General features: G+C 57.1%; 14 protein-coding genes. 6 read left to right on the top strand and 8 right to left on the bottom strand.

Annotation, left to right across the window (positions count from 1 at the left end; translation table 11 throughout):
* The first annotated feature begins 148 nt into the window (after positions 1 to 148).
* Positions 149 to 1,375 (top strand): chitin-binding protein, encoded by a 1,227-nt coding sequence (locus HDF15_RS05790; protein ID WP_184253634.1) that lies wholly within the window; start codon positions 149 to 151, stop codon positions 1,373 to 1,375.
* Positions 1,376 to 1,476: 101 nt separating this feature from the next.
* On the opposite strand, the gene HDF15_RS05785 is transcribed toward HDF15_RS05790, so the two are convergent.
* On the bottom strand, positions 1,477 to 8,925 hold the full coding sequence (locus HDF15_RS05785; RefSeq protein ID WP_184253632.1) for an FG-GAP-like repeat-containing protein: 7,449 nt from the start codon (positions 8,923 to 8,925) through the stop codon (positions 1,477 to 1,479).
* A 315-nt stretch (positions 8,926 to 9,240) separates the two neighbouring features.
* Between HDF15_RS05785 and HDF15_RS05780 the strand changes: the two genes are divergently transcribed.
* Positions 9,241 to 10,725 (top strand): glycosyl hydrolase family 79 C-terminal domain-containing protein, encoded by a 1,485-nt coding sequence (locus tag HDF15_RS05780; RefSeq protein ID WP_184253630.1) that lies wholly within the window; start codon positions 9,241 to 9,243, stop codon positions 10,723 to 10,725.
* A gap of 851 nt (positions 10,726 to 11,576) precedes the next feature.
* The gene (locus tag HDF15_RS05775) at positions 11,577 to 13,163 is read left to right on the top strand and encodes a carboxylesterase/lipase family protein (RefSeq protein ID WP_184253628.1); all 1,587 of its coding nucleotides are present in this window, start codon (positions 11,577 to 11,579) and stop codon (positions 13,161 to 13,163) included.
* Positions 13,164 to 13,427: 264 nt separating this feature from the next.
* Here HDF15_RS05775 and HDF15_RS05770 read toward each other — a convergent pair whose 3' ends face one another.
* The 3 genes from HDF15_RS05770 to HDF15_RS05760 form a co-directional block, all read right to left on the bottom strand.
* Positions 13,428 to 14,810: a hypothetical protein gene (locus HDF15_RS05770; RefSeq protein WP_184253626.1), complete on the bottom strand. Its 1,383-nt coding sequence runs from the start codon at positions 14,808 to 14,810 to the stop codon at positions 13,428 to 13,430.
* A gap of 187 nt (positions 14,811 to 14,997) precedes the next feature.
* Complete coding sequence (locus HDF15_RS05765) at positions 14,998 to 16,083, bottom strand: tyrosine-protein phosphatase (protein WP_184253624.1); 1,086 nt, start codon at positions 16,081 to 16,083, stop codon at positions 14,998 to 15,000.
* A gap of 150 nt (positions 16,084 to 16,233) precedes the next feature.
* Positions 16,234 to 18,417: a TonB-dependent receptor domain-containing protein gene (locus HDF15_RS05760; RefSeq protein ID WP_184253622.1), complete on the bottom strand. Its 2,184-nt coding sequence runs from the start codon at positions 18,415 to 18,417 to the stop codon at positions 16,234 to 16,236.
* Positions 18,418 to 18,762: 345 nt separating this feature from the next.
* On the opposite strand from HDF15_RS05760, the gene HDF15_RS05755 reads away from it, so the two are divergent.
* Positions 18,763 to 19,176, top strand: coding sequence for a dihydrofolate reductase family protein (locus HDF15_RS05755; protein ID WP_184253620.1), 414 nt, complete (start codon positions 18,763 to 18,765; stop codon positions 19,174 to 19,176).
* 168 nt (positions 19,177 to 19,344) lie between these two features.
* Entirely contained in the window at positions 19,345 to 19,917 is a 573-nt protein-coding gene (locus tag HDF15_RS05750; protein WP_184253618.1) for a dihydrofolate reductase family protein, read from the top strand.
* 107 nt (positions 19,918 to 20,024) lie between these two features.
* On the opposite strand, the gene HDF15_RS05745 is transcribed toward HDF15_RS05750, so the two are convergent.
* The 4 genes from HDF15_RS05745 to HDF15_RS05730 all read right to left on the bottom strand — a co-directional run bounded on the left by HDF15_RS05745 (position 20,025) and on the right by HDF15_RS05730 (position 23,204).
* On the bottom strand, positions 20,025 to 20,513 hold the full coding sequence (locus HDF15_RS05745; RefSeq protein ID WP_184253617.1) for a RidA family protein: 489 nt from the start codon (positions 20,511 to 20,513) through the stop codon (positions 20,025 to 20,027).
* On the bottom strand, positions 20,507 to 21,229 hold the full coding sequence (locus tag HDF15_RS05740; RefSeq protein WP_184253616.1) for an SDR family NAD(P)-dependent oxidoreductase: 723 nt from the start codon (positions 21,227 to 21,229) through the stop codon (positions 20,507 to 20,509). The genes HDF15_RS05745 and HDF15_RS05740 overlap by 7 nt, the downstream gene beginning before the upstream one ends.
* A 172-nt stretch (positions 21,230 to 21,401) precedes the next feature.
* On the bottom strand, positions 21,402 to 22,304 hold the full coding sequence (locus HDF15_RS05735) for a LysR family transcriptional regulator (RefSeq protein WP_184253615.1): 903 nt from the start codon (positions 22,302 to 22,304) through the stop codon (positions 21,402 to 21,404).
* Positions 22,305 to 22,394: 90 nt separating this feature from the next.
* Positions 22,395 to 23,204, bottom strand: coding sequence for an alpha/beta fold hydrolase (locus tag HDF15_RS05730; protein ID WP_184253614.1), 810 nt, complete (start codon positions 23,202 to 23,204; stop codon positions 22,395 to 22,397).
* 72 nt (positions 23,205 to 23,276) lie between these two features.
* Between HDF15_RS05730 and HDF15_RS05725 the strand changes: the two genes are divergently transcribed.
* Positions 23,277 to 23,804, top strand: a complete 528-nt coding sequence (locus HDF15_RS05725; RefSeq protein WP_184253613.1) for a GNAT family N-acetyltransferase — start codon at positions 23,277 to 23,279, stop codon at positions 23,802 to 23,804.
* Positions 23,805 to 24,020: the final 216 nt, after the last annotated feature.

Genomic DNA, 24,020 nt, shown 5'->3' with positions numbered 1-24,020 from the left:
TCCACCTCATCATCACTTTCACTCACCACTCCTGCTGTAAAAGTCTTTCGTTCTCTCCGAAGTCACTACGCGTGTTTGTACGGAGGAGAAGCGCAAAGGATGTACAGAACCTGCCCCTGATCCAAAAATCTGCAAGGAGGATTCTTCGATGAGATACAAACTTGCCCTGTCACTTTCCACCGCGGTCCTTTTCCTCACCACGACCGCCGCAGCTTCAGCGCAAACCACTACCGGCACGATTGGCTTTCACCTTCTGCTGGGTGACGGCAGCGCGGAAGAGACTTTAACCCTGAACGGAGGCAACTACACGGACCTCATCATGTCGAACATGATCGCGGGCGTCATGTATGGCCACCTGGTTCAGGAATATGCAGCCGTTCCAGGCATTCAATTCAACAAGGACTATCTGTATGGATCTATCATGGCGCAATTGTTGCAGGAGAACATCGCCACTGAAGACTACGAGTCCAGCAGCAGCCTGATCGACCCCTCTTCGGACCAGCAGGCTGTGATGGATGAAGGTCAGGGCGGTCCTTATCAGATCAATAACTATGCTGTGGACCTGGTCGCCGGCAGTTATGCTCCTGCCGGTCACTCGCTCATCAATTACATCGCAGTCCAGAAGAATATTGGCTACACCATGGCGAATGCCGCGACCCAGTATTCGAAGGTAACGCCGCCATCGTTCAACAATAAGTATTACGGTCCGATGTTGCCGGCGTTCTTCCACTACAACGACATGGTGGCGTTAAACGTGACCGGCAAAGGGCAGTACGGTTGGACGACTCCCTGGGAGCCGGAGTACGACGAAGCGCTGGCCAACTTCGTCACCTTGCCGAACAGCTTCCTCGACGTGATTCTCAACGCCGCCTATAACCAGGGATACTACGGTACCCTGGTCCCCCAATACAGTACCGAAGGGGCAACCGCGACGGAGTCAACGGTGGCGTCGGTGAACTCGTATAGCTCTGTCTGGGGAAATTCGAACACCTATGCCCAGTATCCTTACCAGGTTCACTACTACCTGGATCAGATGTACGACAATCCGGTTCCGACCACGAGCCCGTCCACGGTAGTCACACCCACCAACCACATCATCTTTAGCGTAGGCACGCTGGAAGGTGTTTTCTCTGATGTGTTCCAGACTCTGGCGCATTCGAATGGTACCAGCGCGGCACAGTTCTTCACTGCCGCGCAGGCGCAGACCGCATTCAACTCTGCGCTATCGCAACATGGTGTCTCAAGCAGCGCCTCGCTCGACCTCAGCAATGCCAGTAACCGCGCAACAATCTTCGCGGTGATTGACAGTGCCATCGGAAACCTGGAGTCAACCGTCGGCATGAAGTTCAATGCCACGACAACATCACAGCTCTAACCTGAACGTATCGAGGCAATATCAGGACAAACAAAAGCTGCAGGCTATCTGGAGAAGAGGCGATAGTCTCTTCTTCGGATAGCCTGCAGCTTTTAGGTTCCCTACTGCACCGTAACGTTCAGGCTTGTGGTCTGTGTCACTCCTGAGCCTCCGGTGGCAATGACCTGGACCGTATACGTGCCGGAAGGAGTTGTTGTACTGGACCCCGAATTGGACGAGCCTGGGTTGGACCCGCCGCAGCCGGTCAGCGCATTTGCGAAGCCGCCCAGCAGAAGCAGCAGAGCCATCGTCCGTAAAGCAACCTTCAGCTTGCGGCGACGGCTTGCCAGTGCCAGCGCGAACAAGCCCGGGAGGCCCAGTGCCGCTGCCCATGTGATTGTTCGTGAGCCTCCAAAGAGGGAAGAGGGCAACGAAAGACTCGCAGAGGTGCCGGTAGTAATCGTCAAGGTTGAGGTTGACGAGTTGCTGCTGCCGCTAAAGACGACAGAGGACGGTGCGAAGGTGCAGGTAGCATTCTGCGGCAGGCCGGTGCAGGTGAGCTGCAGCGTTCCCGCGTAGCCTGGTGCCACTGCAAGCTTCAGAACGTCCGAAGCCGTACCGGCCGCTGCGACGGTGAGCGTTGGGCTGCCTTGGGTCACAGCGAGGACCGGAGTAGCAGCGGAGGTCGATGGCATGAAATCCGCATCGCCGCTGTACTGAGCCGTGAGGCTGACATTGCCTGTTGGAAATGCCGTTGCGGTATAGCTTGCAACGCCGTTGGTCAGAGTGCCCATTCCGAGTAGAGTTTGTCCAGCGTAGAAGCTGACGCTGCCGGTTGGGATGCCGCCGGTTGCTGACGCTACTGTCGCAGTAAACGTAAGGTTTCCGTCGGAGAGCACAAAGCTCGTTGTCGTGTTGGCCAGTACGCCCTGAGTTACGACGACCGAAGCTGTTCCGGTTGCGCTCTTATAGGTTGCAGCTCCCGCAGAGTCCGGGGTGAAGCTGGCGGTCAGCACCTCTGTTCCGACCGGCAGTGTTCCCGCAGGAATGACGATTGTAGCGCTGCCTCCGCTGAGCGTGGCCACGGCAGAGGTGTAACTTCCACTGGTGAGCTTGACCGAACCCGTGGGAACCGGGTTTGTGCTTCCGCCGTTGACCGCGATCGTAACCGTCAGGGCCTGGGCCGTGGTGATGCTCGCAGACGACAGGCTCAGCGTCACAGCCGGAGCACTGATTCCGAGCGTCGTCTTTGCTGAAGTGCTGGCGGCGTAGACGGTGTCGCCGACGTAGCTCGCATCCACAGTGACCTGGCCGATCGGCGAGATGCCCGATGCAGTTGCAGTCGCCTTCTGTGCAAGCTGAGACGTGAAGACCGTGAGGGTGTTGTTGGGGAAGTTGTTTGTGATGGCGATGTCCTTGATGCCGTCACCGTTCCAATCTTCTACGGCGAGTGCCAGCGGGGACGATAAGCTACCAGAGCCTGTCGCGAATGTGAAGGTGCCGTCGCCATTGCCCAATGACACAATAACGTTCGAGCCGCCGGCGCTGGCGATGATGATATCTGCCTTGCCGTCGTTATTCACGTCAGCCACTGCGATCGCCGTTGGGGAAGGAATGCCGACGTCAGGATTAGCAGCCGCGGTGAAGGTGCCATCACCATTGCCTAGCAGTACGGTAATGTACGGGTTATAGGTGTTTGCAACCACAAGATCGAGCTTGCCATCACCGTTCAGGTCAGCCGTCGCGATCGAAACGCCGTTGCCGCCCACAGCGAATGTACCCGCCGGAGCGAATGTGCCGTCGCCTGCGCCCAGCAGGATAGTCACGGAGCTGGTAGAGGAATTCGTGACCGCCAGGTCCAGGATCCCGTCTCCATTGAAGTCGCCCTGCACCATCGAACCCGCAGAGGAACCCGCCTGCGGGCTCAGATTAGAGGGAGTGAATGTACCGTCACCATTGCCCAGGAGAATCGTCACAGTGGCATTTCCCGAATTGACTACGGCAAGGTCGAGCAAGCCGTCACCGTTGTAGTCGCCAACCGTCATTCCTGAAGGCCCGGAGCCCGTCGGCGGATTGGAAGCTGAGAGTGTGAACGTGCCGTCACCATTTCCCAGAAAGACGTTGATGCCGTTGCCGTTGTTGTTGTTGAGAATGACCGCGAGGTCGACATGGCCGTCACGGTTGAAATCTCCCGCAACGACGGTGAAGGGGCCACTACCGGTTTGCAGGTCGGCCGCCGATTTGAACGTCCCGTCCCCGTTACCCAGGAGGATCGTGATGGTATTTGCGCCGGCGTTTGCCACGGCGAGGTCGGGGATGCCATCGCCATTGAAGTCACCGGTTGCAATCGACTCGGGCTGTGCACCGAGCGTGGGCGATTGCGAGACGGTGTTCAAGCTGAGGGCTGGCATGCTGCTGCTCAACTTGGTGCTCGCCAGGGAGAAGTTGCCGTCTGTGGTATCGATGAAGGACACATTGCCGGAAAGTGCAACCGGCCCCTGGCCCGTGACCGTAGCGGTCAACGTGTAATTGCCCGTACTTCCACTTTGCGCAATGGTGGTTGTCGTGGAATGTGCAGCCGTTACGGAGAGGCTCGATGCCGCCGAGGTGCTGATCGCGTTTGTGTTCGTGCCGGCAAAGACCGCCTTGTAGCTATGGCTTCCCGCGCCCGGAATGAACTGGAGAACCGCAGTTCCAGCCTGAGTCAGTTGCGCGGTACCGATCAGATGGGTGGCATCGCAGGACGTTGCCGTAGCATCGCAGAAGTTTACCTGGCCGGTGGTCAACGAAGCAGATCCTGCGGTCACCGATGCTGTCGCCGTGACCAGTGTGCCAGAGGCTACGGTGGTTACAGCGCTGCTGGCCGACGTCAGGGACAGGTTCGTTGCCGAGGCTGTTTGGGCGGCTCTTACCCTGACGGGAAGCGCAACCATAGACATGAGGGAGCCGGAGGTGCCTGTGATCGTCACTGTTCCACTGACCGGCGTGGCTGTATCGGCTGCCGTCAATGTGAGCGTGCTGGCGCCCGAAGAGGGGTTCGGAGAGAAAGAAGCTGTAACTCCGCTGGGCAGGCCACTCGCTGTATAGCTGACGCTGCCGGAAAATCCATTCTGAGAGGTTATGGTCATGGTCGACTTCTCCGAGCCGCCCGGGGAGAGGATGACCTCGGATGGCGCAGCGGAGAGGGTAAAGTCGGGCGAGTTGACCATCAGCACGAAGGAGGTGGTCTGACTAAGCGAGCCGGAGGTGCCCGTGATCGTGACGGTTGCCGCTCCTGGCGTGGCATTGTTGCTTGCCGTCAAGGTCAGGATACTCATTCCCGTGGTGGGGTTCGGAGAGAAGGTTGCAGTAACACCGCTGGGCAGACCGGAGACAGCGAGATTTACATTGTCGGTGAAGCCATATTGAGGGTAGACGTAGACGTTGCCGGTGCCGGATGCCCCTTCGTTCAAACTAAGACTTCCGATCGAAGTGGAAATGGTGAAGGTGGGGGCATTGACGCTCAGTTGGAAGGTGCTCGTAACGGTCTGGGAACCAGAGGTGCCTGTGACTGTTACGGTGCTCGTGCCTACGGGAGCGGAAGCTGCAACGTTGAGCGTGAGCGTGCTGCTAAAGTTCGTAGAGCTGGGCGAGAAGGAAGCTGTCACGCCGCTGGGGAGCCCGGAGACGGAGAGGTTCACATTTCCCGTGAAACCGTACTCCTGATACACGTAGAAGTTGATGATGTTGGTGGTCCCCTGACCGGCTGTGACACTGTAAGGGGTGGACACGGTGAAGGTCGGGGCATGCACGCCCAGCGTAAGATTCGCCGTGGCTGTCATGCTTCCGGACGTACCGGTGATGATGAGCGGGTATTGCCCGATTGCCGCGGTGCCGCTCGCGGTCAACATCAAAGTGCTGCTGTTTGTAGTGGGGTTGGGCGAGAACGAAGCGGTCACTCCGCTTGGCAAGCCCGCAATGGACAGGGTTACATTGCCGGTAAAGCCGTTCTGATTAATGACGTTCGCGTACGTGGTGATGGAGGTCCCTTGCCCGACGTCTACGCTGCCGCTGCTATAGATTGTGAAGGTGGGGCTGGAAACACCGAGGGTCAGTGTGGTGCTGGCGGTCTGTGTCCCCGATGTGCCGGTCACCGTCAGGGGGTATTGGCCTACGGGAGTTGTACTGCTGGCATTCACCGTCAGAGTGGTGAATCCGGTGGAAGGATTAGGGCTGAATGAGGCTGTGACGCCGCTTGGCAAGCCCGCGACGGACAGATTCACGTTGCCTGTGAAGCCATACTCAGGGTTTATCTCTACATAACCAAAACCCGAAGTCCCTTGGCCGACGGTGATACCTCCGAAATTCGAGAATGTGAAGGTAGGAGTGTAAACCCCTAAAGTAAGTGCCGCGGTCTGGGTCTGCGTTCCCGAGGTGCCCGTGATGGTGAGAGGATACTGCCCGATCGCCGTGGTGCTGCTCGCCTGCAGAGTCAGTCCTGAAGTCCCTGTCGTCGGGTTTGGAGAGAACGAAGCGGTCACGCCGCTGGGCAGGCCGGAGACAGCAAGGGTCACATTGCCGGTGAATCCGTACTGGGGAGTGATGCTGACGTAGGAGGTTGTCGATGTGCCTTGGCCGAGGCTAATGTTGGAGCCGGCAAACAGGCTGAAGGTCTGCGCAAAGATGCCGAGCGTGAGGGGCGTGGTCACGGTCAAACCCCCGGAGACGCCGGTGATCGTCAGGTTGTACTGACCCACCTTGGCGGAATTGCTCGCCGAGAGGATCAGCGTACTGTTGCTGGTCGTCGGGTTCGGAGTCCAAAGCGCGGTCACGCCGCTGGGCAGGCCGGAGACGGAAAAAGTTACATTGCCGGAGAATCCGTATTGAGGGGTGACATATACATACGAGTTCCCCGAGCTGCCCTGCCCGATATTGACGGTGCCGGAATCGGAGATTGTAAACGTGGGAGCAAACACACCCAGGTTGACGGTGGTTGTGGCAGTGAGCGCGCCGGATGTGCCGGTGACGGTCACAACGCTCTGGCCCACGCTCGCGGAACTGCTCGCCGTAAAGGTAAGTGCGGAGTTTCCGGTGGTGGGATTGGGAGAGAAGGACGCGGTTATGCCATTTGGTAAGCCGGAGACAGCGAGATTTACGTTGCCGGTGAAGCCGAATTCATCGAGCACTTCAATGAAAGCGGCTCCCGAACTGCCCTGTCCGATGTTGACTGCCCCGCCCGAAAGAGTAAAGGTCGGTCCATGGATCGAGAGTGACAGGTTCGTGGTCTCGGTTAGAGTGCCGGAGATGCCTGTGATGGTCAGGTTACTGTTGCCGGGCGCGGCGGTGTTGCTGACCGTAAGTGTCAGGGTGCTCGTGCCGTTGGTCGTGGCGGGAGAAAATACTGCGGTGACGCCTGTGGGTAGACCTGCAACGGAGAGCTTCACCGTATTGGTGAAGCCATAGAGCGGCGTCACTGTGATCGTTGACGTGCCCGTCGCTCCTTGATTTACATCCACTGGCGACGCTGCCAGCGCGAAACTGGGCGCATGCACCGCGACCGTGACGTTGGTGCTTGCAGTCAACGTGCCTGATGTACCGGTGATGGTGATGGCCTGGCTGGCGTTAGGTGCGGAGTTGCTTGCCGTCAGCGTGAGGACTGCCGATCCGGTGGCCGGGTTCGGAGAGAACGATGCGGTTACTCCTGTGGGCAATGCGGAGGACACGGCGAGATTGACGCTGCCATTGAAGCCGCCCGCATCCGTAACGGTCACTGTTGCGGTGCCCGTACCGCCGGGATTGATCGCAACCGTGCTTTGCCCGCTGGCCAGCCAGAAGCCAGGTATCTGTGGCCCGGCGAGATCGTCGATCAGGTGCTGCCCGTTGGCGCTGCCCCATCCGGTCGTCAGGTCATAGCCCACGACCGCGTTGAACGATAGGGGCTGAAAGTTCGTGTCATTGTTGCCGACGGTGATGTCGTGGAAGTCGGCGCTGTAGTTGGCCCCCTTAGCAAGAGAGTAGACCTTTGGGTTGATGAAACCCAGGCCGCCGCTGGATGCGCTTTCGTTTTCCACTGCCTGCTCATTCACCAGGGCCATGAAGCCCGCCCACCGCGGAGCCGCAAAGCTGGTACCCGCCCCGATGGTGTTGCAGAATCCGCCATCACAGTAGTAGTTATCGAAGTCGCCTTCCATGGCTACATCGGGCACATTACGCAGGATGGCCGAACCGCCGTTGGCAGAGGTCGCGAAACCAACCTGCCAATTCGGGATGGAGATGTTATCGGGGCTGATGCCACCCCCACTGCCATTTCCCTGGGAGTTCCATACGGTCTCCGAAACCCAGCCCCCGCCAGCGCCGTCGGTGCCCAGGTGGGTACCCCCCACCGCAGTGATGTATTGGTCCTCCGCGGGATAGAAGAAGGGGGAAATGAGCGCATCAAAAGCGCCGCTATCGCCGGAGGCCACGAAGAAGCTTTGTCCCTGCGCGGCCATCTCCTGAAAATACGCATCGTCAGACGTCGGATCGGCCGGTCGCCACCCCCACGAACAGCTAAGCTGTTTCGCGAGGTTCTCTGAAGCCATGGAGTTCAGGATGTCTTCATCATTGCCTAGTGTGCCGATATAGACCCGCACCTGGCTCAGGTTGGGAGCCATTCCAATGGCCTGAACGATATCCAGCACCTGCTCGCCATCGTCTCCAATCGTTCCGCCGGTAGCGCCATCCAGCAGCACATTGTTCACAGGAACCTTATAGGTCTGGCCTGCATTGCTGAAGGTGAGATTGACGTCGTTGAGATCGTAACCGCCAAACTCCAGAAGGCCGATGGCCTGTCCGTTGCCGTCCAGCGTCGTTCCGCCGTAGTACGCAGCGCGCATGTCGCTGCCCAGGTACGAGCCGCCCGGCCCCGAGCCTGTAACAGCCGCCGCCTGCTGGGCCTTGGACCCGAGAATGGACATGGGGTGCGGTATCGAAAAGTTATCCAATCCGGCGATATGGGATACCGGCACGCTGAGATTGAGCGAAGGCTCACGATCCGGTGAGAAGAAGGTCCGGTTCTCTGTCGGATGTTGATACAGGCTCATCTTCACGTTGAACGCAGCGTTGATCTGCGTCACGGTACCTGCGATGGGAACGATGAGCCGGTTCGCGGGAAGCGCTGTCACGGTCATGCCGTTGGCTTTCGCGAAGGCGACGACGGCCTGGAAGTCGTCGTTAGTGGGGCCAAACTGATCAGTGAACTGAGCCACGCTCAGGAAGTGCCGGTAGTCCGGGCTGGAGGGGTCGTACAACCTGCCGAGAAGGCTCGTCAGTGCCGCGCTGTTCCGCAGCGGCAACACGATAGAGGCATGGATCTGCTGATCCGGGGGCATGACGCCAGCCAGTGCCGCGCGATGATTTAAAACTTCGGCACGCACATGATTCTGCAACACCTGAAGCTGTTGCGCCCGCACAGCGGAAGGAATGCCGAGTGTGACTGCGAGAACGGCGATCCAGAACAGGAACAGGCTTGCCCGGCCAGAAGAGCGGTGCAGAGAGCAAGCTGACTGGCAGCGCGACAGGAAGGTGGATGCGGCTCGGCGATTGAAAACCATGTGCGTAGAACTCCCAGACTCAAGCGAACCTCGGGGTCTCGGCCATGTGTCAAATCGATAGTCGATGACATGCGAAGGCCGGGCCCTGGATCAAGAGTTTGCAGATGAGGATGATTGAATCAAGCGGGAGTCTATCACAAGCGTAAGAATGTTCTCGTAAAGCCAGCCAGAAGAATATTTGAGATTCTTCGAGAAATATCTAGACAACCGCTTTTCTAGAGAGCTAGGATGCTCGCGCTCGAAGTTTGGCCATGCCCACCCATCTGTAACCAAATGGACCGAACGGCGAACAAATTTGCCCATCCTGGAGTTTTTATGCAGAAGAAGAGTTTGTGGGTCTTAAGTTGGATGTCCCGCGCACGCCACGGCGGCCTTACCGCGGTCGCAATGTTGCTTGCGGCGCCGTTGTTTGCTCAGACCTCGGCCAGTATCTCGATCAACCTGGATTCGACGCAGCTTCGGCGCGCGATCCCGAACGACTTTTTAGGGCTTTCGCTGGAGATGAGCTCGATTGAAGCCGGCAATAACAACGGGGCTGCGTGGCTGAGCGGAAATGCGACGGCTTACAGCACGATGGTGCAAAAGATCGGCGTAGGCAATATCCGGATTGGCGGAAACTCTTCGGAGCGGCAGCCTTATGCCTCGGCGCAGGACGGTGCGAATGTAGATGCGTTTGCGAACCTGATCGGAGCGGACCTGATATGGACGGTGCCGGTAAAACTGTTCTACGACCAGAGCACGAGCGTGTCGTATGTGTCCGGACTTTATAACGACCAGCATGTGGCGCATAACTACAGCTATCCCACGAACATTGAAGTAGGCAATGAGCCGGACAACAGTGAAGACGTCTCCGGCAGTTCTATCTCGCAATCGACATGGCAGTCGCGATATGACGGGTTCAGTAGCGCCTTCCGCTCACAGATCAACAGCGGCATTCTCTCCACGGGACCCTCGACAGCAGGTTGCTGCACGTTCTCCACGGACTTTATCAACGATGCTACGTATCAGGGATCGCTGAAGAGCACGATCGGGGATGTTACGACGCACTACTATCCAGCGGGCAATGCCGCGAGCTTTGGATCGGTCGGCGCCGGCGATGCGACGCTGCTGGCGGCCTCATTGGACTCGCAGTATCAGAGCTTCTACAACTCGTTTAACGACAATGCGAGCAATAACGGCTACAAGGTCCGCATTGAAGAGACGAACAGTGCGTTCGGCGGTTCGAACAATGGTGTGACAAACTCCTATGCTGCGACGCTGTGGGCGCTGGACTACTTCTGCTATATGGCCTACAACACGAATCTTTCGGGGATGAACCTGCACACAGGGCCGATTGGATCGAATGCCGGATCGTATAACGCGATCTCACCGGTAGGCGTAGCGTCGTCCTATACGCTGGAGCCTCCGGGATACGGCCTGTGGGCATTCCACTACGGTAGCCAGGGTCAGCCGGTAAGTACGACGGTGTCGAACCCCAGCAACGCCAATGTGTCTGCCTATGGACTCTTGGAGACCAACGGCGGAGAGACGGTTCACGTCATTAATAAGACGTTCGGCTCGGGAGCGGTCAATGTAACCGCGACCATTACTCCTGGCGGCAGCTTCACGCATGCTCAGGTAATTGTGCTGAAGCAGGCGAACAACGATGTGACGGCACTGAGCGGTATCACGTTCGGCGGCGCTCCGATGAACTCGGACGGAACGTGGACGGGAGGGTACGGGGCACCAGCTACCCTGACGAATGGTACGTACACGTTTACACTGCCGGCAGCCCAGGCAGCGGTCGTCCACTTTTACTAGGCCGTATCGACACGTAGGCCTTGCTGCGGTTCCGTATGGCTCGGCAAGCATCTGACTGAAATGCACAAAAGCCCGCGATTTGCGGGCTTTTGTGCGTTATCACCATAGAGCATTAGGTAGTGTCTGACGAATCGGAGCTACCGGCTTTTGTTCTTGTGGCTGCTTTTGTTGTCGCCTTTGCCCCGCCGATTGCCTTTGCTTTGAAGGGGCGGGACTTTAGTCCCGCCGTCTATGCACTGTTGTTGGTGTGGCTTTAGCCACGGAGGGAATGCTCGCTGGGCAAAGAGCCTCTCCGGCTAAAGCACGGACTTATCTCAGGAAGCAAAAACAACGCCACAAGCCGATAGCTCCGATTCGTCAGGCACTACCTAGTGCAGTAACAGACTGACAGTGGATAGAGGCTGTGGCGGACGTCTCTCCACGGACATCCTGTTAGCCCGGCCAAACTGCAAGGAACGCCGTGGGCCTCAAGAGCATTTCGGATCGAAGCCTCTGTTGTGTAAGCGAAACGGAATAGAGTTCAAGCTCTGCCTCTTTATTCCAGCCAGTACACAAATCATTGCTGCTTTTACCAAGCTTTCTGATAGGCAACAAGCTCGAAAATGTAACGACACCTCCTATCGTTTGACTAAACATGGCCATGCATTCCAGGCCGGCTTTCAAATGACGGGCATTTAGAAAATTCTCAAGAATCAATTTCGCCATTGCGCTCTATATGGAATGCAGTCTAAACAGGCCCGACTCTGCTGCTGGTAAATCGCGAATTAAATAAAAAGACACTCGATCAAACACATAAGACATGCTGCTTGCGAGTGTCCTCCAACATGCCTGATGAAAAGGAATGAAAGTCTATGTCAAGCAATCATGAACTGCTGGTCGTAACTCAGGAAGGCCCCGTTCAGGGGACCATGGACGGAAACATCTTTGTCTTCAAAGGCATTCCTTACGCGGCACCGCCGATTGGCGAGCTGCGTTGGCGTTCACCCGCACCGGTCAAGCACTGGAGCCATATTCCCAAAATAGTGCCGGCGTATGGCGATGCGAGTTTGCAGAATTGGAAGCTGTGCGCTGCGATCGGCGGTGGCGATCCCAGGCCGTTGAGCGAAGATTGTCTTTATCTGAATGTCTGGACGCCCCATCTGGATACCAGGGCTCAAGCGTTGCCGGTCATGGTCTCTATTCATGGCGGGGGCTATGTGATCGGTTCGGGTGGGCTGCCGGTATTTGTCGGCACGCCGCTGGCTGCGCGTGGTGCTGTGATTGTCACCGTCAACTATCGTCTCGGACATCTGGGATTTTTTGCGCATCCCGCGCTGGACCGGGAATACCCTGATGGCGAGGTGGTTAATAACTTCGCGTTGCTCGATCAAATTGCCGCACTTGAGTGGGTGCAGCGTAATATAGCGCACTTTGGCGGTGATCCGGGCAATGTGACCATCTTCGGACAATCGGCAGGTGGCCGTAGCGTGCTTTCTTTGTTCGCCTCGCCGCGTGCGACGGGATTGTTCCACAAAGGAGTGGCCCAGAGCGTGTATGGATTGCCCGATGTGTCCCGGGAAGATGCGCTGGAGCGGGGAGAGCATTTTGCCGCTTACTACAATCTGGACGGAGCGAACGCAAGCGCCGAAGATCTTCGCAAACTGGATGCAGAGGGGTTCTGGGCAATCGATTCGAAGCCTGCGCAGTTTGGCTTGCCGACACCTATCAGCGGAGACACGGTACTGCCCGAGCCTCTCTTCGATGTGTTTGAAAAGGGGGAACAGGCGAAATTGCCGCTCATTATCGGTAATACAAGCGACGATTCGAGCGTGTTGGCGGATTTCGGGTTTTCACCGAGCGATATTATTGAGGCCTTGCATACGGCCGAACAATATGACAACGTGAAATTGCTTTATTCTGGCGTCGATGATGATGACGAGTTGGGCCGTCAGGTCGGCCGCGACCTTTTGTTCACCACCATGACGTACCTGATCGTAGAGAAACACCGCGCGGCAGGAGCACCAAGCTGGCGCTACTATTTCGATTACGTCGCGGAGAAGGTTCGAGCCGATTTTCCCAACGGCGCGCGTCATGGTGACGATGTCCCCTATGTCATGGACACGGGGAATATCTCAGCTCCCACGAATGAATATTTTTCCAAGCAAGATGAAGCCTTTGCGCAAAAGGTCAGTCATTATTGGTTGGAGTTTGCCCAGTCTGCTACTAATGCTTCGGAATCCATCGCTGGAGACATTGCGTGGCCTAAACATAATGGCATCCCCATCATCGTTATCAGAAAGAATAAGACGATGGGATTTGGCAAAAATTCGGGGGACACGATTGGATTGGAAGATGACTTCATGTGGTTACGCGTGAGCGTCTTCGAGCCAATTCTCAAAAATATCGGCGATATGATCCCCAAGGAAGAGAGCCATGTTCATTCTTATCAGCAGGGCTGATAAGAATACGTGCGGCAGCAAAGCCGCGTGATCAGGAAGGCTATGGTGCAAATAGTGGATGTCGCTTGAGTAGAGTGATGTTTGCTATTTGCATCGGAGTCAAACATCCTCTTCTGTAACCACAAAGCTTTATGCCGTTTTCCTGGATGCACAAGAGCCCGCGATTTGCGGGCTCTTGTGCATCTGTTCTGTAACAGCCTTGATGAGGTGAGAACTAGTAGGTGATCCCATCGTCGAATCGAAAGTTCGTTGAATTGTCCACCTCTACGGTTCAAGAACAAAGTTTTCGATTGATATATGAGGCCCGGCGAGTGATCGGTTTCTCTCCGGCTTGATGCGCACAGTAATCTCATCGAAGCTTCTATTCCTATAGTTTCGTGGAATTTGAAACGTCAGCGTCTCTGGTACCGGCGCGCGATTAAGCGGCATGGGCGAAACTAAGCTTGAGATAAGTACCTTGTCACCAAGCGAGACGATGTCGGTCTTCTTTGTCTCTGCGTTCCGTAATACGACTTCCAGAGTGATTGATCCGGGTCTTGCATCTCCGTTGATGAGATTCAGGCGCAGTGAACGGCAACAGTTCATCGCGATTGGAGTTCCAAGGGGTTGGTGCGCCTCCATGATGAGGGAAGATACATCCGTTGAAACTATCCTGGCTTTCAATGGATCGCCGTGGGTGATATGGGCAGAAGGCGATGGCCGCGTGTCCGGTTCCTTGAAATACCAGTAGGCCCCATCGAACGGGATCGAGCGTGGTTTGCCGAACTCCGGTGTGCCCCCGATGCGGGTTGGTGTGAAAACCTCGTGAGGTTTTGGAGGACGCAGCAGGATGATTCCTGTATACCCTGAAGACGCTTTATGGGTCGCAACAATGGAAGGTGCGCTGGATGCATGTACCGAGCGCATCCCGAGCAGACCAGCCATCTGAGCGCCGACACCCGCAAGAAAAGGAGCAAGCGCCAGTGCCAACAGAAGCCAGACGGTCATGGAGTTTCCCGCTGAAAGGTGTAGCAGACGCTTCTTGCTCAAGAATCCGCTGAGACGGCGCTTCACGATATACGCCGCTCCGGCCGCGAACAGGACCCCGGCCATCCACGGGTGACCGCCAATCAGTATCCCTAAACCCAGTTCGAAGACAGAAGAGATCAGCAGAGCAGGCAACAGCCAGTGCCAAAACGGCGACTCGTCTTCTGCATAAAAGAGCTCATTCGTTCCCAGGTAACTTACAAATGCGTCGTCGTCTTCTTCATGATGAGGCTGATGCCACAGGAATACGAGCACTCCAAAAGTCGCCAGGATCGGCAGAAAGAGAGCAACCCACACAGAGTTTTCATAGGTCAGCAGGGCCAGCAGTGGAAGCCAGACGGCCGCGATCCACACGCCTCCTATGACTCTCCACATATGGTGTCGAGTCCTGCCGATATTGCCTTCGCTCAGAAAGCGAAAGGAGCTCCACGTCGCCAGAGTATGAACAAGAACCGCAATCAAAAGGTAAGTGGTGGCTCGTCCAATCAACTGTTCCCACGAATGCAGAGGAGATGAGGGTGGAACACAGACGAAGGCCACAACCAAACCAGTCGAACCCACGCTGATCATTAGCGGCCACCCAATCGGTACTGAGTGCTCATCGGTGGACTGAACGGTCATCTGTACGCTCCCGTAATAGCCGCATACCCTATGTCAGCATGCTGTCAAAATAGTATGTCCAAATCAATCTCTATGCCCATTTTGACGCTGCAATCTTTTTTGCGATGAGCCGCAGCGAAGACAAGCCGATGAGCCGCCTCCAGAAAGGCGATTCATCGGCTTGTCTTTACAGGGATTGGGACAGTGGCTAGTTGTTCAGCAGACGCTTACGCAGCGTTTGGACGTCTGCATCGGAGACGTGCAGCTCCGTGCGGCGGTAGTTGTCGAAGGAGCCATACTTTGCATCGATAGCGCGGAGCGTGGCGCGAAGATATTCGGGGTCGGCTGCCATCATGGCCTTCTGCTGTTCAGGAGTCAGCTTCGCCATAAAGCTGGCGCTGCTCCCGCTCGCTGCGGTCATCTTCTTGATCGCCGCGGGGTTGGCTTCTCTGAGATAGCGATTGGTCAGAGCGTAGTCGTTGAGGACGGTTTGCTCAGGAACGCCGAGGGTGAGCAGAACAAATGCGCTGAAGACACCGGTACGATCCTTGCCGCCGGTGCAGTGGTAGAGCAGGGGAAGGCGTTCGTTCTTGAGTTCCGCGAAGACTTCGGCATACTCGGGAGCGGCTGTGAAGGCGAAGTTCGCGTAGACCTTCGTCATCCAGTCACGAAGCTGCGCGGGCGTGGGGTTGGTGGCGAGCATCTGTTGCATCGCCGCATTGGTGTTGTGGTTCTTGTCATCGGTACCGATAGGCAGGGCCATGTGCTTGGCGGTGTCGTTGGGAATCCATGTCTCTGGTGCGGCTGCGTTCTCCTCGGGGGTGCGGAAATCGCAGATGACGCGGATGCCCGCGTGGCTGAGATAGCTATAGTCGGCGGGCGTGAGATAGGTCAGCACGCCCGAACGGTAGAGCAGCCCCCAGCGCACGAAGCGGCCGTCAGTGGTCTCGTAGCCGCCGAGGTCGCGGAAGTTCGGTGTGCCTTCGAGAGGCAGGCGGCGGATGGAAATCTCGCGCTGCTCTCCGCTATCGGCCTTCAGGAAGAAGAAGACGCGTTCACCAGGCTTGCCTGCGTGGAGTGTGACGGTAGACTCGCCGGTCTTGAGGAGTGCGGAGCCGGTGGGCTGCTGGGCGTTGGTGCTGGCGAAGATCTCGACCGTATGAGTATTGCCGGTGAGCGTGTAGCTAAGCTTGTACTCGTCGGGTCCGGTCTGGGTGCAGTCGAGAGGGGTGATGTCGGCGTGTGCGAATGTAGCGGCCGCGAAGAAGAGGGCGAGAGCACTTTGTTTCAGCATGGAGTTCCTCGATGGGGTTGTGGAATTGTCGGTTGGAGCTGCGGTCTCGTAGCCACGGTGCGCAGGTGTAGTTTGTGTATGGGTGCTTTGGGAGAGAAGTAAGCCGTCCGGCTGCCGATGGGGATCAGCGCCGGACGGCTGCGTTGCGTACTAGAAGCTCAGGCGAAGCCCTGCCTGGATCTCGCGCGGCGTGTTGGCCTGGCTCAGGAAGATCTGGCCGAAGCTTGACGACGCGATGCTTGTGTTCGGTCCTGCAAACTGGACGCGATTGAAGGCGTTGAAGAACTCCATGCGGAAGTCGAGGCTGTAGCGCTTGGTGAAGTAGAGCTTCTTGGCCGCGAGCATGTCGAAGTTCTTTGTGCCGGGCGCACGCACATCGGCAAGATACCGCGGTGCATTGCCAAACTGGAACGAGGGTGTGGCCGTGAAGGCGGCGGGGTTGAAGTAGAGGCTGCCGTTCTTCATCGTGCGGCCTCCGGGTACATGCGTCGATATACCGGTAACGTCGGGCCGCATCGACGTACCGCCGCCGAAGGAGTTGGAGAAGTTAGGGCTGCTTACGGTGATCGGAGAGCCGTCGTCATAGGTGAAGAACGCGCCCACCGTAAAGCCGCCGACAACCTGGCTGGCCCAGCCCTGATTCACCATCGGCTTACCATGTCCGAAGGGAAGTTCATACTGGCCGCTCAGACGGATGACGTTGGGCAGATCCTGCTGGGAGATCGAACGTTCGCAGGGAATGCAGTTATTGTCCTGCGCCTGTGCGGTGACAAGGTAGTCACCGACATCGTCCAGCATCTTGCTGTGCGTGTAGGTGAACAGCAGTGCGAGTCCCTGCGAGAACCGGTGTTCTACCGAGAGCTGTAGCGCCTGATACGACGACTGGCCGACGCTCGAGGTTGTGGTCATGTTCTGGAACTGCGGATGCGGACGCAGCAACTGGCCATACTGCACGGTCGGTGCGCTGAGCAGCGAGGTGGGATCCGTGATGACGCCGTAGAACGGATTCGGCACAGTGGCGAGCAGCTTCGATCCGAGTGCGAGATCCGCGTCGGGGAGTTGGTTGTAGTTGACCGGCGAGTAGAGGTGCAGGCCGTTGTTACCGACGTAGCCAATCGTAACGACGAAGTTGCCCGGAAGCTGTCGTTGAATATCGAAGGACCACTGCTCGCTGTAGCTGATCTTCTGCTGACGCGGCACACCCGTGATGTTCTGGCCGAGCAGCGTGTCCAGGCCGAGCGAGTTGCCCGTCGGCTGTGTAAGGCCGTTGGGGAAGGGGTTGGCCTGATTGAACTGCGGTGTAACGCCATTGGCCAGTGCGGCATTCGACATAGTAACAGCGGCGAAGCCCGCACTGGAGTTGGCGAGATCGACAGGCGGCGCATGGAAGATGCCGAAGCCGCCGCGCACGACCGTCTGGTCGTTCCAGCGATACGCAAAGCCCAGGCGCGGATCGAAGTTCAGCTTCTGCGTGGTCTGCAGGCGCGAGCCTACACCGTTCGCACCAACGAAGCCGGGGCCTCCGGTGAGGCTGCCCAGCGAAGTGACCTTCGCGTTGAGCGGTGACGAGGAGTTGAGATCGAGGAAGACATACTGGTTCTGGCTCTCCTGATCGGGCAGCTCGAGGTTGTAGCGCAGGCCGTAGGTGAGAGTCAGCTTCGGTGTGAGGTGGTAGTCGTCCTGCGCATAGAAGGCGTAGTACGGATGGCTATAGTGGAAGCCCGGGGAGTAGCCGCTGCTCACGGTGCCGGTGCCGAGCAAAAGATCCGCGATGCCCGAGCCCGAATCACCGCCGGCAGCCTGCGGGTTCGGCCCGCCGGTGAAGTTGCTGTTCGCTGTCACCGTGACCTCCTGCGCGATGTTCAATCCTGTAGGGAAGTAGCGGAAGTCGAACCCGTACTTGAGCGAGTGTTTGCCCTTCAACTGCGAGAGCGCGGCTGCGTATTGAAGGACGGTGCCGAAGTCCGTCTCGAGTCCACCTTCGGGGCCGATGCTGCTGATACGGGTCGCTGCAATCTCAGGAAAGCTGAGCGCGGTGAGGCCTGCGACGACGTTGCCGTTGAAGCCGAGTTTGGTCGGGTTATAGCCGAGCGACTCCGGCACGCGGTTTGACTCCTGGTGGGCATAGGCGAAGTGGTGTTCGAAGACGAGGTTCGGGCTCAGCACCCAGGTGTGCTCGCCCATGATGTTGTATCCCGGGAGCCGTTGGTTGCCGGGCTCATAAGAAAGCCCATTGCCGTAGGGGTCGGGATTGATATTGTTGCGTTGAAACCAGTCGAAGCGGGCGAAGAAGGAGTGTGCATCGTTGATGCGGTGGTCGATGCGCAGGTTCACGTACTCGCCGGGCGTGCACCCGCACGATCGGGTCGCTCTTCGGATCGTAGTCGGTAGCGCGCAGAAAGACCTCGACGGCAATCGTGGTCTCCTTGAGATCGGAAACCTCACCACGCACCGCCCTTCCGACACAGAACTCGAGAAACTGCCTTGACCGCGCGGCACTGGCAAAGATCGACGACTTCAGGATGCGGCCCATCTGAGCGTCAACTTCACCGTTTCGGATCATAACCAGAGGTTAATCATCGGACGTTAACATTCGTTGAAGGGCTTATCCCCGCATGTAACCCCTTCTTACGGGCCGATACGACGCATTTCGCGACGGAAGCTGCCAGATTGAAGGCCATGAGTGCCCACATCTCTCCTTCCATGAAACCGCTGCAGTCCTTCCATCACTCTCGCCCAAGGGTCGCGTCCTTTCTCTTCGGTCTGTGTGTGACCCACAGGCCGGACAGCCTTGAATGGGGCCCGTTCGAGGCCGTTGGACCGGACCTCGTCGAGGGCATTCGCCGCATCAAGTCACAGGCCGGCCCGGACCTTATCCTCTGCGGCAGCTCCACACTGACATCGCCGCTACTCGAACATGGGCTTGTGGACGAAGTTCTGCTGGTCGTCTACCCGGTCCTCCTGGGTACAGGAAAACGCTTCTTTAGAGAAGGAACGCCACCACGCACCTTCGAACTCCTCAGCACAAAAACAACCCGGACCGGCGTCTTCCTCAACCATTACAAGGTCGTCGGCCCTTTGAAGATCGGATAGTTCGACGACGGAACATCCTCTGTGACTGCGGGCGTCTTTGAGGTGCGGATGAGTCCTGTGAAACGCACTTAGCGTCAGCGATCAGTCGGTAAAGGCATTGCGGCGAGTTTAACCTTTATGTAACCTCGCCTCAGAGGTGTTCTGATATCTGGCTTGGAGGTCTGTAGCTTGGCAAAACTCGTCTATGCATTGAACCAGTCGCTGGACGGCTATGTCGACCACGACCACGAGAAATTTGTACCTCGCCCCGCGCTCTTTCGTCACTTCATCGAGGATGTGCGCGGACTTTCGGGCATGGTGTACGGTCGCCGCATGTACCATATCATGCGTTATTGGGATGAAAACCATGCGGACTGGGGCGCGGAAGAACATGAATACGCGGCTGCATGGCGTAGTCAACCAAAGTGGGTTGTGTCGCGCTCGTTGAAGTCGGTCGGGCCCAATGCAACTCTTGTCGCCGATGACATCGACGCGTTGATACGAGGACTGAAGGCACAGCTCGTTGGGGAAATTGAAGCCGGGGGCCCGGACCTGGCTGGAGCCCTCACCGACCTTGGTCTCATTGATGAATATCGACTCTACCTGCACCCTGTCGTGCTTGGTAGCGGCAAGCCATTTTTCTCGGGCCCCCTGCCGTCGCTCCGATTAGTTGCGAACGAACTAATCGCCGAAGACGTGATTCGCTTGACCTACGCTCCTGCTGCGCAAGTGCCGACGGACTACAACACGCTAAATAGGTAACGAGAAACACGCTTCTCAACCTTTGGCCTTACTCGTGCAGAAATCAGTTTCGCTCTCGCTGATCATTTCTACGCAGCGAAGGAGGCGGGAGCTTAGCTCCCGCCTTCTTATGACTCGACCTCGAACATTACCTCAAGCATGACCGGCGTACCGAGAGGCAAGGCGGCCACTCCTAATACGGACCGCACGGACATCTTGTCCTCTCCAAACACATCGCGGAGAATCTCCGATGCGGCGTCCGCAACGATAGGCTGGTTGTAAAAGTCTCCTTCTGTTGCCATGTAGACCTTCACGCTAACAACCCTCGTCACACGGTCCAGCGACCCTACGTGCGCCTTCGCTGCTGAAAGAACATTCAGGGTTGCAGTTCGTAATGCTTCCTGGCCAGCAGATTCGTCGAGCTCTTTCCCTAGCCGCCCGACGAATTGAAGCTTGCCATCCTTGACCGGCAGCATTCCGCTGAGGAAGAGCAGATTGCCAGACTGGACGGCCTCGACGTATGCCCCAAGCGGGTGGGGAGCCTTCGGGAGCACAATCCCAAGGTCCCGCAACCGGCGCTCCGCGCTGGCTGGCTGCGGACTGCTCGGGCTTACCATTTGCCGTTGTGCGCACCGCCGTCCACGTGCAGCACCTCCCCTGTGATCTGGCGCGATTCGGTGAGATAGACGACTGCGCTTGCGATCTCCTCCGAAGTAGCGATTGTGCCCATTGGCGACAAGGTCTTCAGGAAATCCTTCGGGTTGTCCTTGTGAAGAGGCGTGTCGACGCTACCGGGCGCGACCGCATTGAAGCGGATGTGCTCCTTCGAATACTCCGAGGCCAGGTTGCGTGTGATGGCCTCGAGACCGCCCTTCGTGATCATCGGCAGGGATACCGGCAAACTACTGTTGGGATTTTCAACCAGCGATGACGTGATGGCCACGACGCTTCCACCCGACTTCTGAGCGAGCATCTGCTTGACCGCGAGCTGAGTGATATAGATGTAGCCTTCGAGATTCGTCGCGACGAGAGCGCGGAAATCGTCAGCGGTGTAATCGGTGAAAGGCTTTGCGAAGAAGATGCCGGCGTTGTTGACAAGGGCATCAATCGAGCCAAACTTCTGAACCGCGGTGTCGGCCACTTTTTGAGCCGTAGCGGCCTGGCCGATGTCTCCGTCAACCAGCGCGAGGTTCGGAGAGGGGCTTAGTCCAGCCTGGGTAATCTTTCGCGAAGTTGCGACGACGGAATATCCGCGATCCAAAAATCCTTGAACCACAGCAGCTCCGATACCTTGTGAGCCACCCGTTACGATCACTGTTCCTTTGCTTGCCATAATTGCTCCTATCGAAATCAATGCTGCCAGCGCCGCAGCTGCAACATCAGGATGCTTCCTCGATGTTGGCGATGCCGCATGTTGGTGCGGCTACCTGCTGCGTTCAAGCTGCAATATAGATGCGAAAGAAGATGACTATGAGGCCCGATTTATTCTGATACCCGCTATCGTTTTAGTCGATAGCTTGCAATTGCCGATCGAGGATCGCAACGTCCGAGATCTCGCGGCTCATTCTCAGGAAGGCGTTGAGTGCGCTCGTCGGATAATGATCGTGCCGTCTAACAAATACAGTCTCTACCCGCGCCTGATCCGCTGGTAGCTCATGCACCGTGACGGACTGATCTACCCAGAGTCTCTCCACCAACGTCTTCGGTAGCAGCGTGATCCCAACGCCTGCAGTGATGCAGGTAATGATTGCATCGAGAGAGGAAAATTCCATCACCGTATGACGAATATCCAGCCCATCGAGGATAGAGCTGAGTCTCTGACGGTAAGAACAACCCTGTCGAAACACAATGGCTTTGAGATTTTCAACTTTGGCTAGGTCATCGAATTTCCGTATGGATAAAGAGCTTACGAGAACAAGGTCTTCGAAGAAGAGTGGTTCCTCGCTCAGTTCTTGATGATGAATAGGGCCGGCCACAAAAGCACCATCCAACTCGTTTTCCGCCACCTGCTGGATCAGAGATGACGTAGTACCCGTCATGATGGCCAGCTCGACCCTCGGATACTCCTGCGCGTATTGGGCTACGAGTGCGGGTAGCCGCAGTCCAGCCGTGGTCTCCATCATTCCGATACTCAGTTTGCCTTTTGGAGTTCCATCTTCTTTGACCGCTGTGATGGCTTGCTGGAACAGGGAATGTATCTGCTCCCCGTAAGAAAGGAGGCGCAGTCCGGCTTCACTCGGTTCCACGCCGCGGCTATGCCTGACGAATAGTTGAACGCCGAGCTCTTCCTCCAGGAGTCGAACGCGGGCGGTAACATTCGATTGCACCATGTTCAGTTCGGCAGCCGCCCGGTTCATGCTGCCGATTCTTGCCACGGCTTCCACAATCCTCAAATCATCTGCGTCCATGTGCGTGGTGCCTCCACATGCCAGTATAGAGACGAATCTCTTCCGCGATGCCGTCTGCCTCGGCCCCGTCTCGGGGACCGTTCTTATCGGTTAGTCGCCATAGATTTCGTCTAGGAACGCAAGCATCGCCGTATTGAACTGCTCGGGACGCTGCAACGGAGCGAAGTGGCTCACTCCATGGAGAAGGAGAAAGGACGCATCCGGAATGGTGCGGGCCAGGTACTCTGCATGCTCGCGTTGGATGAACTCGTCTCTCTCGCTTTGCACGATCCTAACGGGCACATGGATCTTCGCAAGGTCCTGCGCGGAATAATTCGGTTGTGTCCGCTGCATCAGGCTGACGTCTTCCACAAACTGCTGAAACCGCTCCGGTGTCGCTGAAAGCTGTTTGTAGTCTGCCGTGTGGCGCGAGAAGCAGCGGTCCAGTGCCGGTGTGGGCTCAAACTGTTTCACACCCGTCGGGTCCATGTTGCAGGCGAAAAAGAAGACACCTGCAACGCGCGCAGGATCGTTCGCCGCAAGGATTAACGCGGTGCACGCGCCGTCACTCCAACCCACCAGAACGGCCCGATCCAAATGCAATGCGTTCATCACGGCCAGAACGTCAGAGGCCATTAGTTCATAGGAGTACGGCTGTTCATCGCGAGTGCTGCGGCCGTGGCCACGACTGTCGATCACAATGACACGATAGCCGTTCGCGATCAGAGTGGGGACTTGATATCCCCAATTGCCACTGTGTCCCAGGCCGCCATGCAACAGGACGACAGGTGAGCCGATACCGTAAGCGCTGTACCAGATCCGGGCTCCGTCGTTCTCGATAGAACCTAACTCGTCCGTGGCTGGAAGCGGCGCGGCGCCGCTCGCCTCGAATTTCGTGAGTTCGTCATCGTGAGCTTCCATCAGCCGACTCATAGGCAGTGACCCATTCTAGGCTACACTGCACACAATAAATATCGGATACGAGGTGTGCGTATGGCTCTGATCAGGAATGCCGAAGTAAAAGATGCAGCGGCTATATCGCACGTGCATGTACAAAGCTGGCTTACGACCTATGCCGGACTTGTACCCGCAGAGTACCTCGCCTCTTTGAACGAGGCCGAACGCATTCCCTTATGGCAGGAATGGCTTCAGCGCGATATCTCTGTTTATGTCGCTGAGGTCGAGGGAGTCGTAGTGGGCTTCGCCAGCGGGGGCCCTCTTCGTGAGCCGTTGGGCGACTATCAGGCTGAGATGTATGCGATCTACCTGCTCCAGGCGGCGCAGGGAAAAGGGATCGGTCGAGAGTTAGTCGGCGTACTCGCTGCGTCATTGCTCGCGAAAGACTTCACCAACATGCTCGTGTGGGTGCTTGAACAAAATCCGGCGGTTCACTTCTACGAGAAGGCCGGTGCGCAACGGTTGGAGAGCAAGCAGATTGAGATTGGCGGTGCCTCACTTTGTGAGGTGGCTCTTGGATGGCCAGACCTGAAAAAGATCGTCGATTCGTCAGGCACTACCTAGTCCCCATTCCCAGGCTGCGGGCTGGTCGCCAACTCGAAAGTTGTACACGCAATGATCCATAGAGCATGGTGAGGATGGAAACTGGCGGCTCAAGCCTAAAACTGTAACGTCCCGAAAAGGGTAAGTCTCGGGACACGCGTCAATACGATTACTCGTCCGAAAACCCGGATGATTGGTTCTAAGTTATCGCGTCTGAGATCATGTGTGAACGGGGAG

It is taken from the genome of Granulicella mallensis (assembly GCF_014203225.1).
Lineage (GTDB): Bacteria > Acidobacteriota > Terriglobia > Terriglobales > Acidobacteriaceae > Granulicella > Granulicella mallensis_A.
Note: the sequence above shows the minus strand (reverse complement) of the source record. Positions and strands in the feature narration are given on the sequence as shown.

Coding starts and splice junctions, on each gene's coding strand:
- HDF15_RS05725 (WP_184253613.1), top strand. CDS start 23,277: ATGGCTCTGATCAGGAATGCCGAAGTAAAAGATGCAGCGGCTATATCG.
- HDF15_RS05735 (WP_184253615.1), bottom strand. CDS start 22,304: ATGGACGCAGATGATTTGAGGATTGTGGAAGCCGTGGCAAGAATCGGC.
- HDF15_RS05790 (WP_184253634.1), top strand. CDS start 149: ATGAGATACAAACTTGCCCTGTCACTTTCCACCGCGGTCCTTTTCCTC.
- HDF15_RS05785 (WP_184253632.1), bottom strand. CDS start 8,925: ATGGTTTTCAATCGCCGAGCCGCATCCACCTTCCTGTCGCGCTGCCAG.
- HDF15_RS05775 (WP_184253628.1), top strand. CDS start 11,577: ATGTCAAGCAATCATGAACTGCTGGTCGTAACTCAGGAAGGCCCCGTT.
- HDF15_RS05745 (WP_184253617.1), bottom strand. CDS start 20,513: ATGGTAAGCCCGAGCAGTCCGCAGCCAGCCAGCGCGGAGCGCCGGTTG.
- HDF15_RS05765 (WP_184253624.1), bottom strand. CDS start 16,083: ATGCTGAAACAAAGTGCTCTCGCCCTCTTCTTCGCGGCCGCTACATTC.
- HDF15_RS05730 (WP_184253614.1), bottom strand. CDS start 23,204: ATGGAAGCTCACGATGACGAACTCACGAAATTCGAGGCGAGCGGCGCC.
- HDF15_RS05740 (WP_184253616.1), bottom strand. CDS start 21,229: ATGGCAAGCAAAGGAACAGTGATCGTAACGGGTGGCTCACAAGGTATC.
- HDF15_RS05755 (WP_184253620.1), top strand. CDS start 18,763: ATGAGTGCCCACATCTCTCCTTCCATGAAACCGCTGCAGTCCTTCCAT.
- HDF15_RS05780 (WP_184253630.1), top strand. CDS start 9,241: ATGCAGAAGAAGAGTTTGTGGGTCTTAAGTTGGATGTCCCGCGCACGC.
- HDF15_RS05770 (WP_184253626.1), bottom strand. CDS start 14,810: ATGACCGTTCAGTCCACCGATGAGCACTCAGTACCGATTGGGTGGCCG.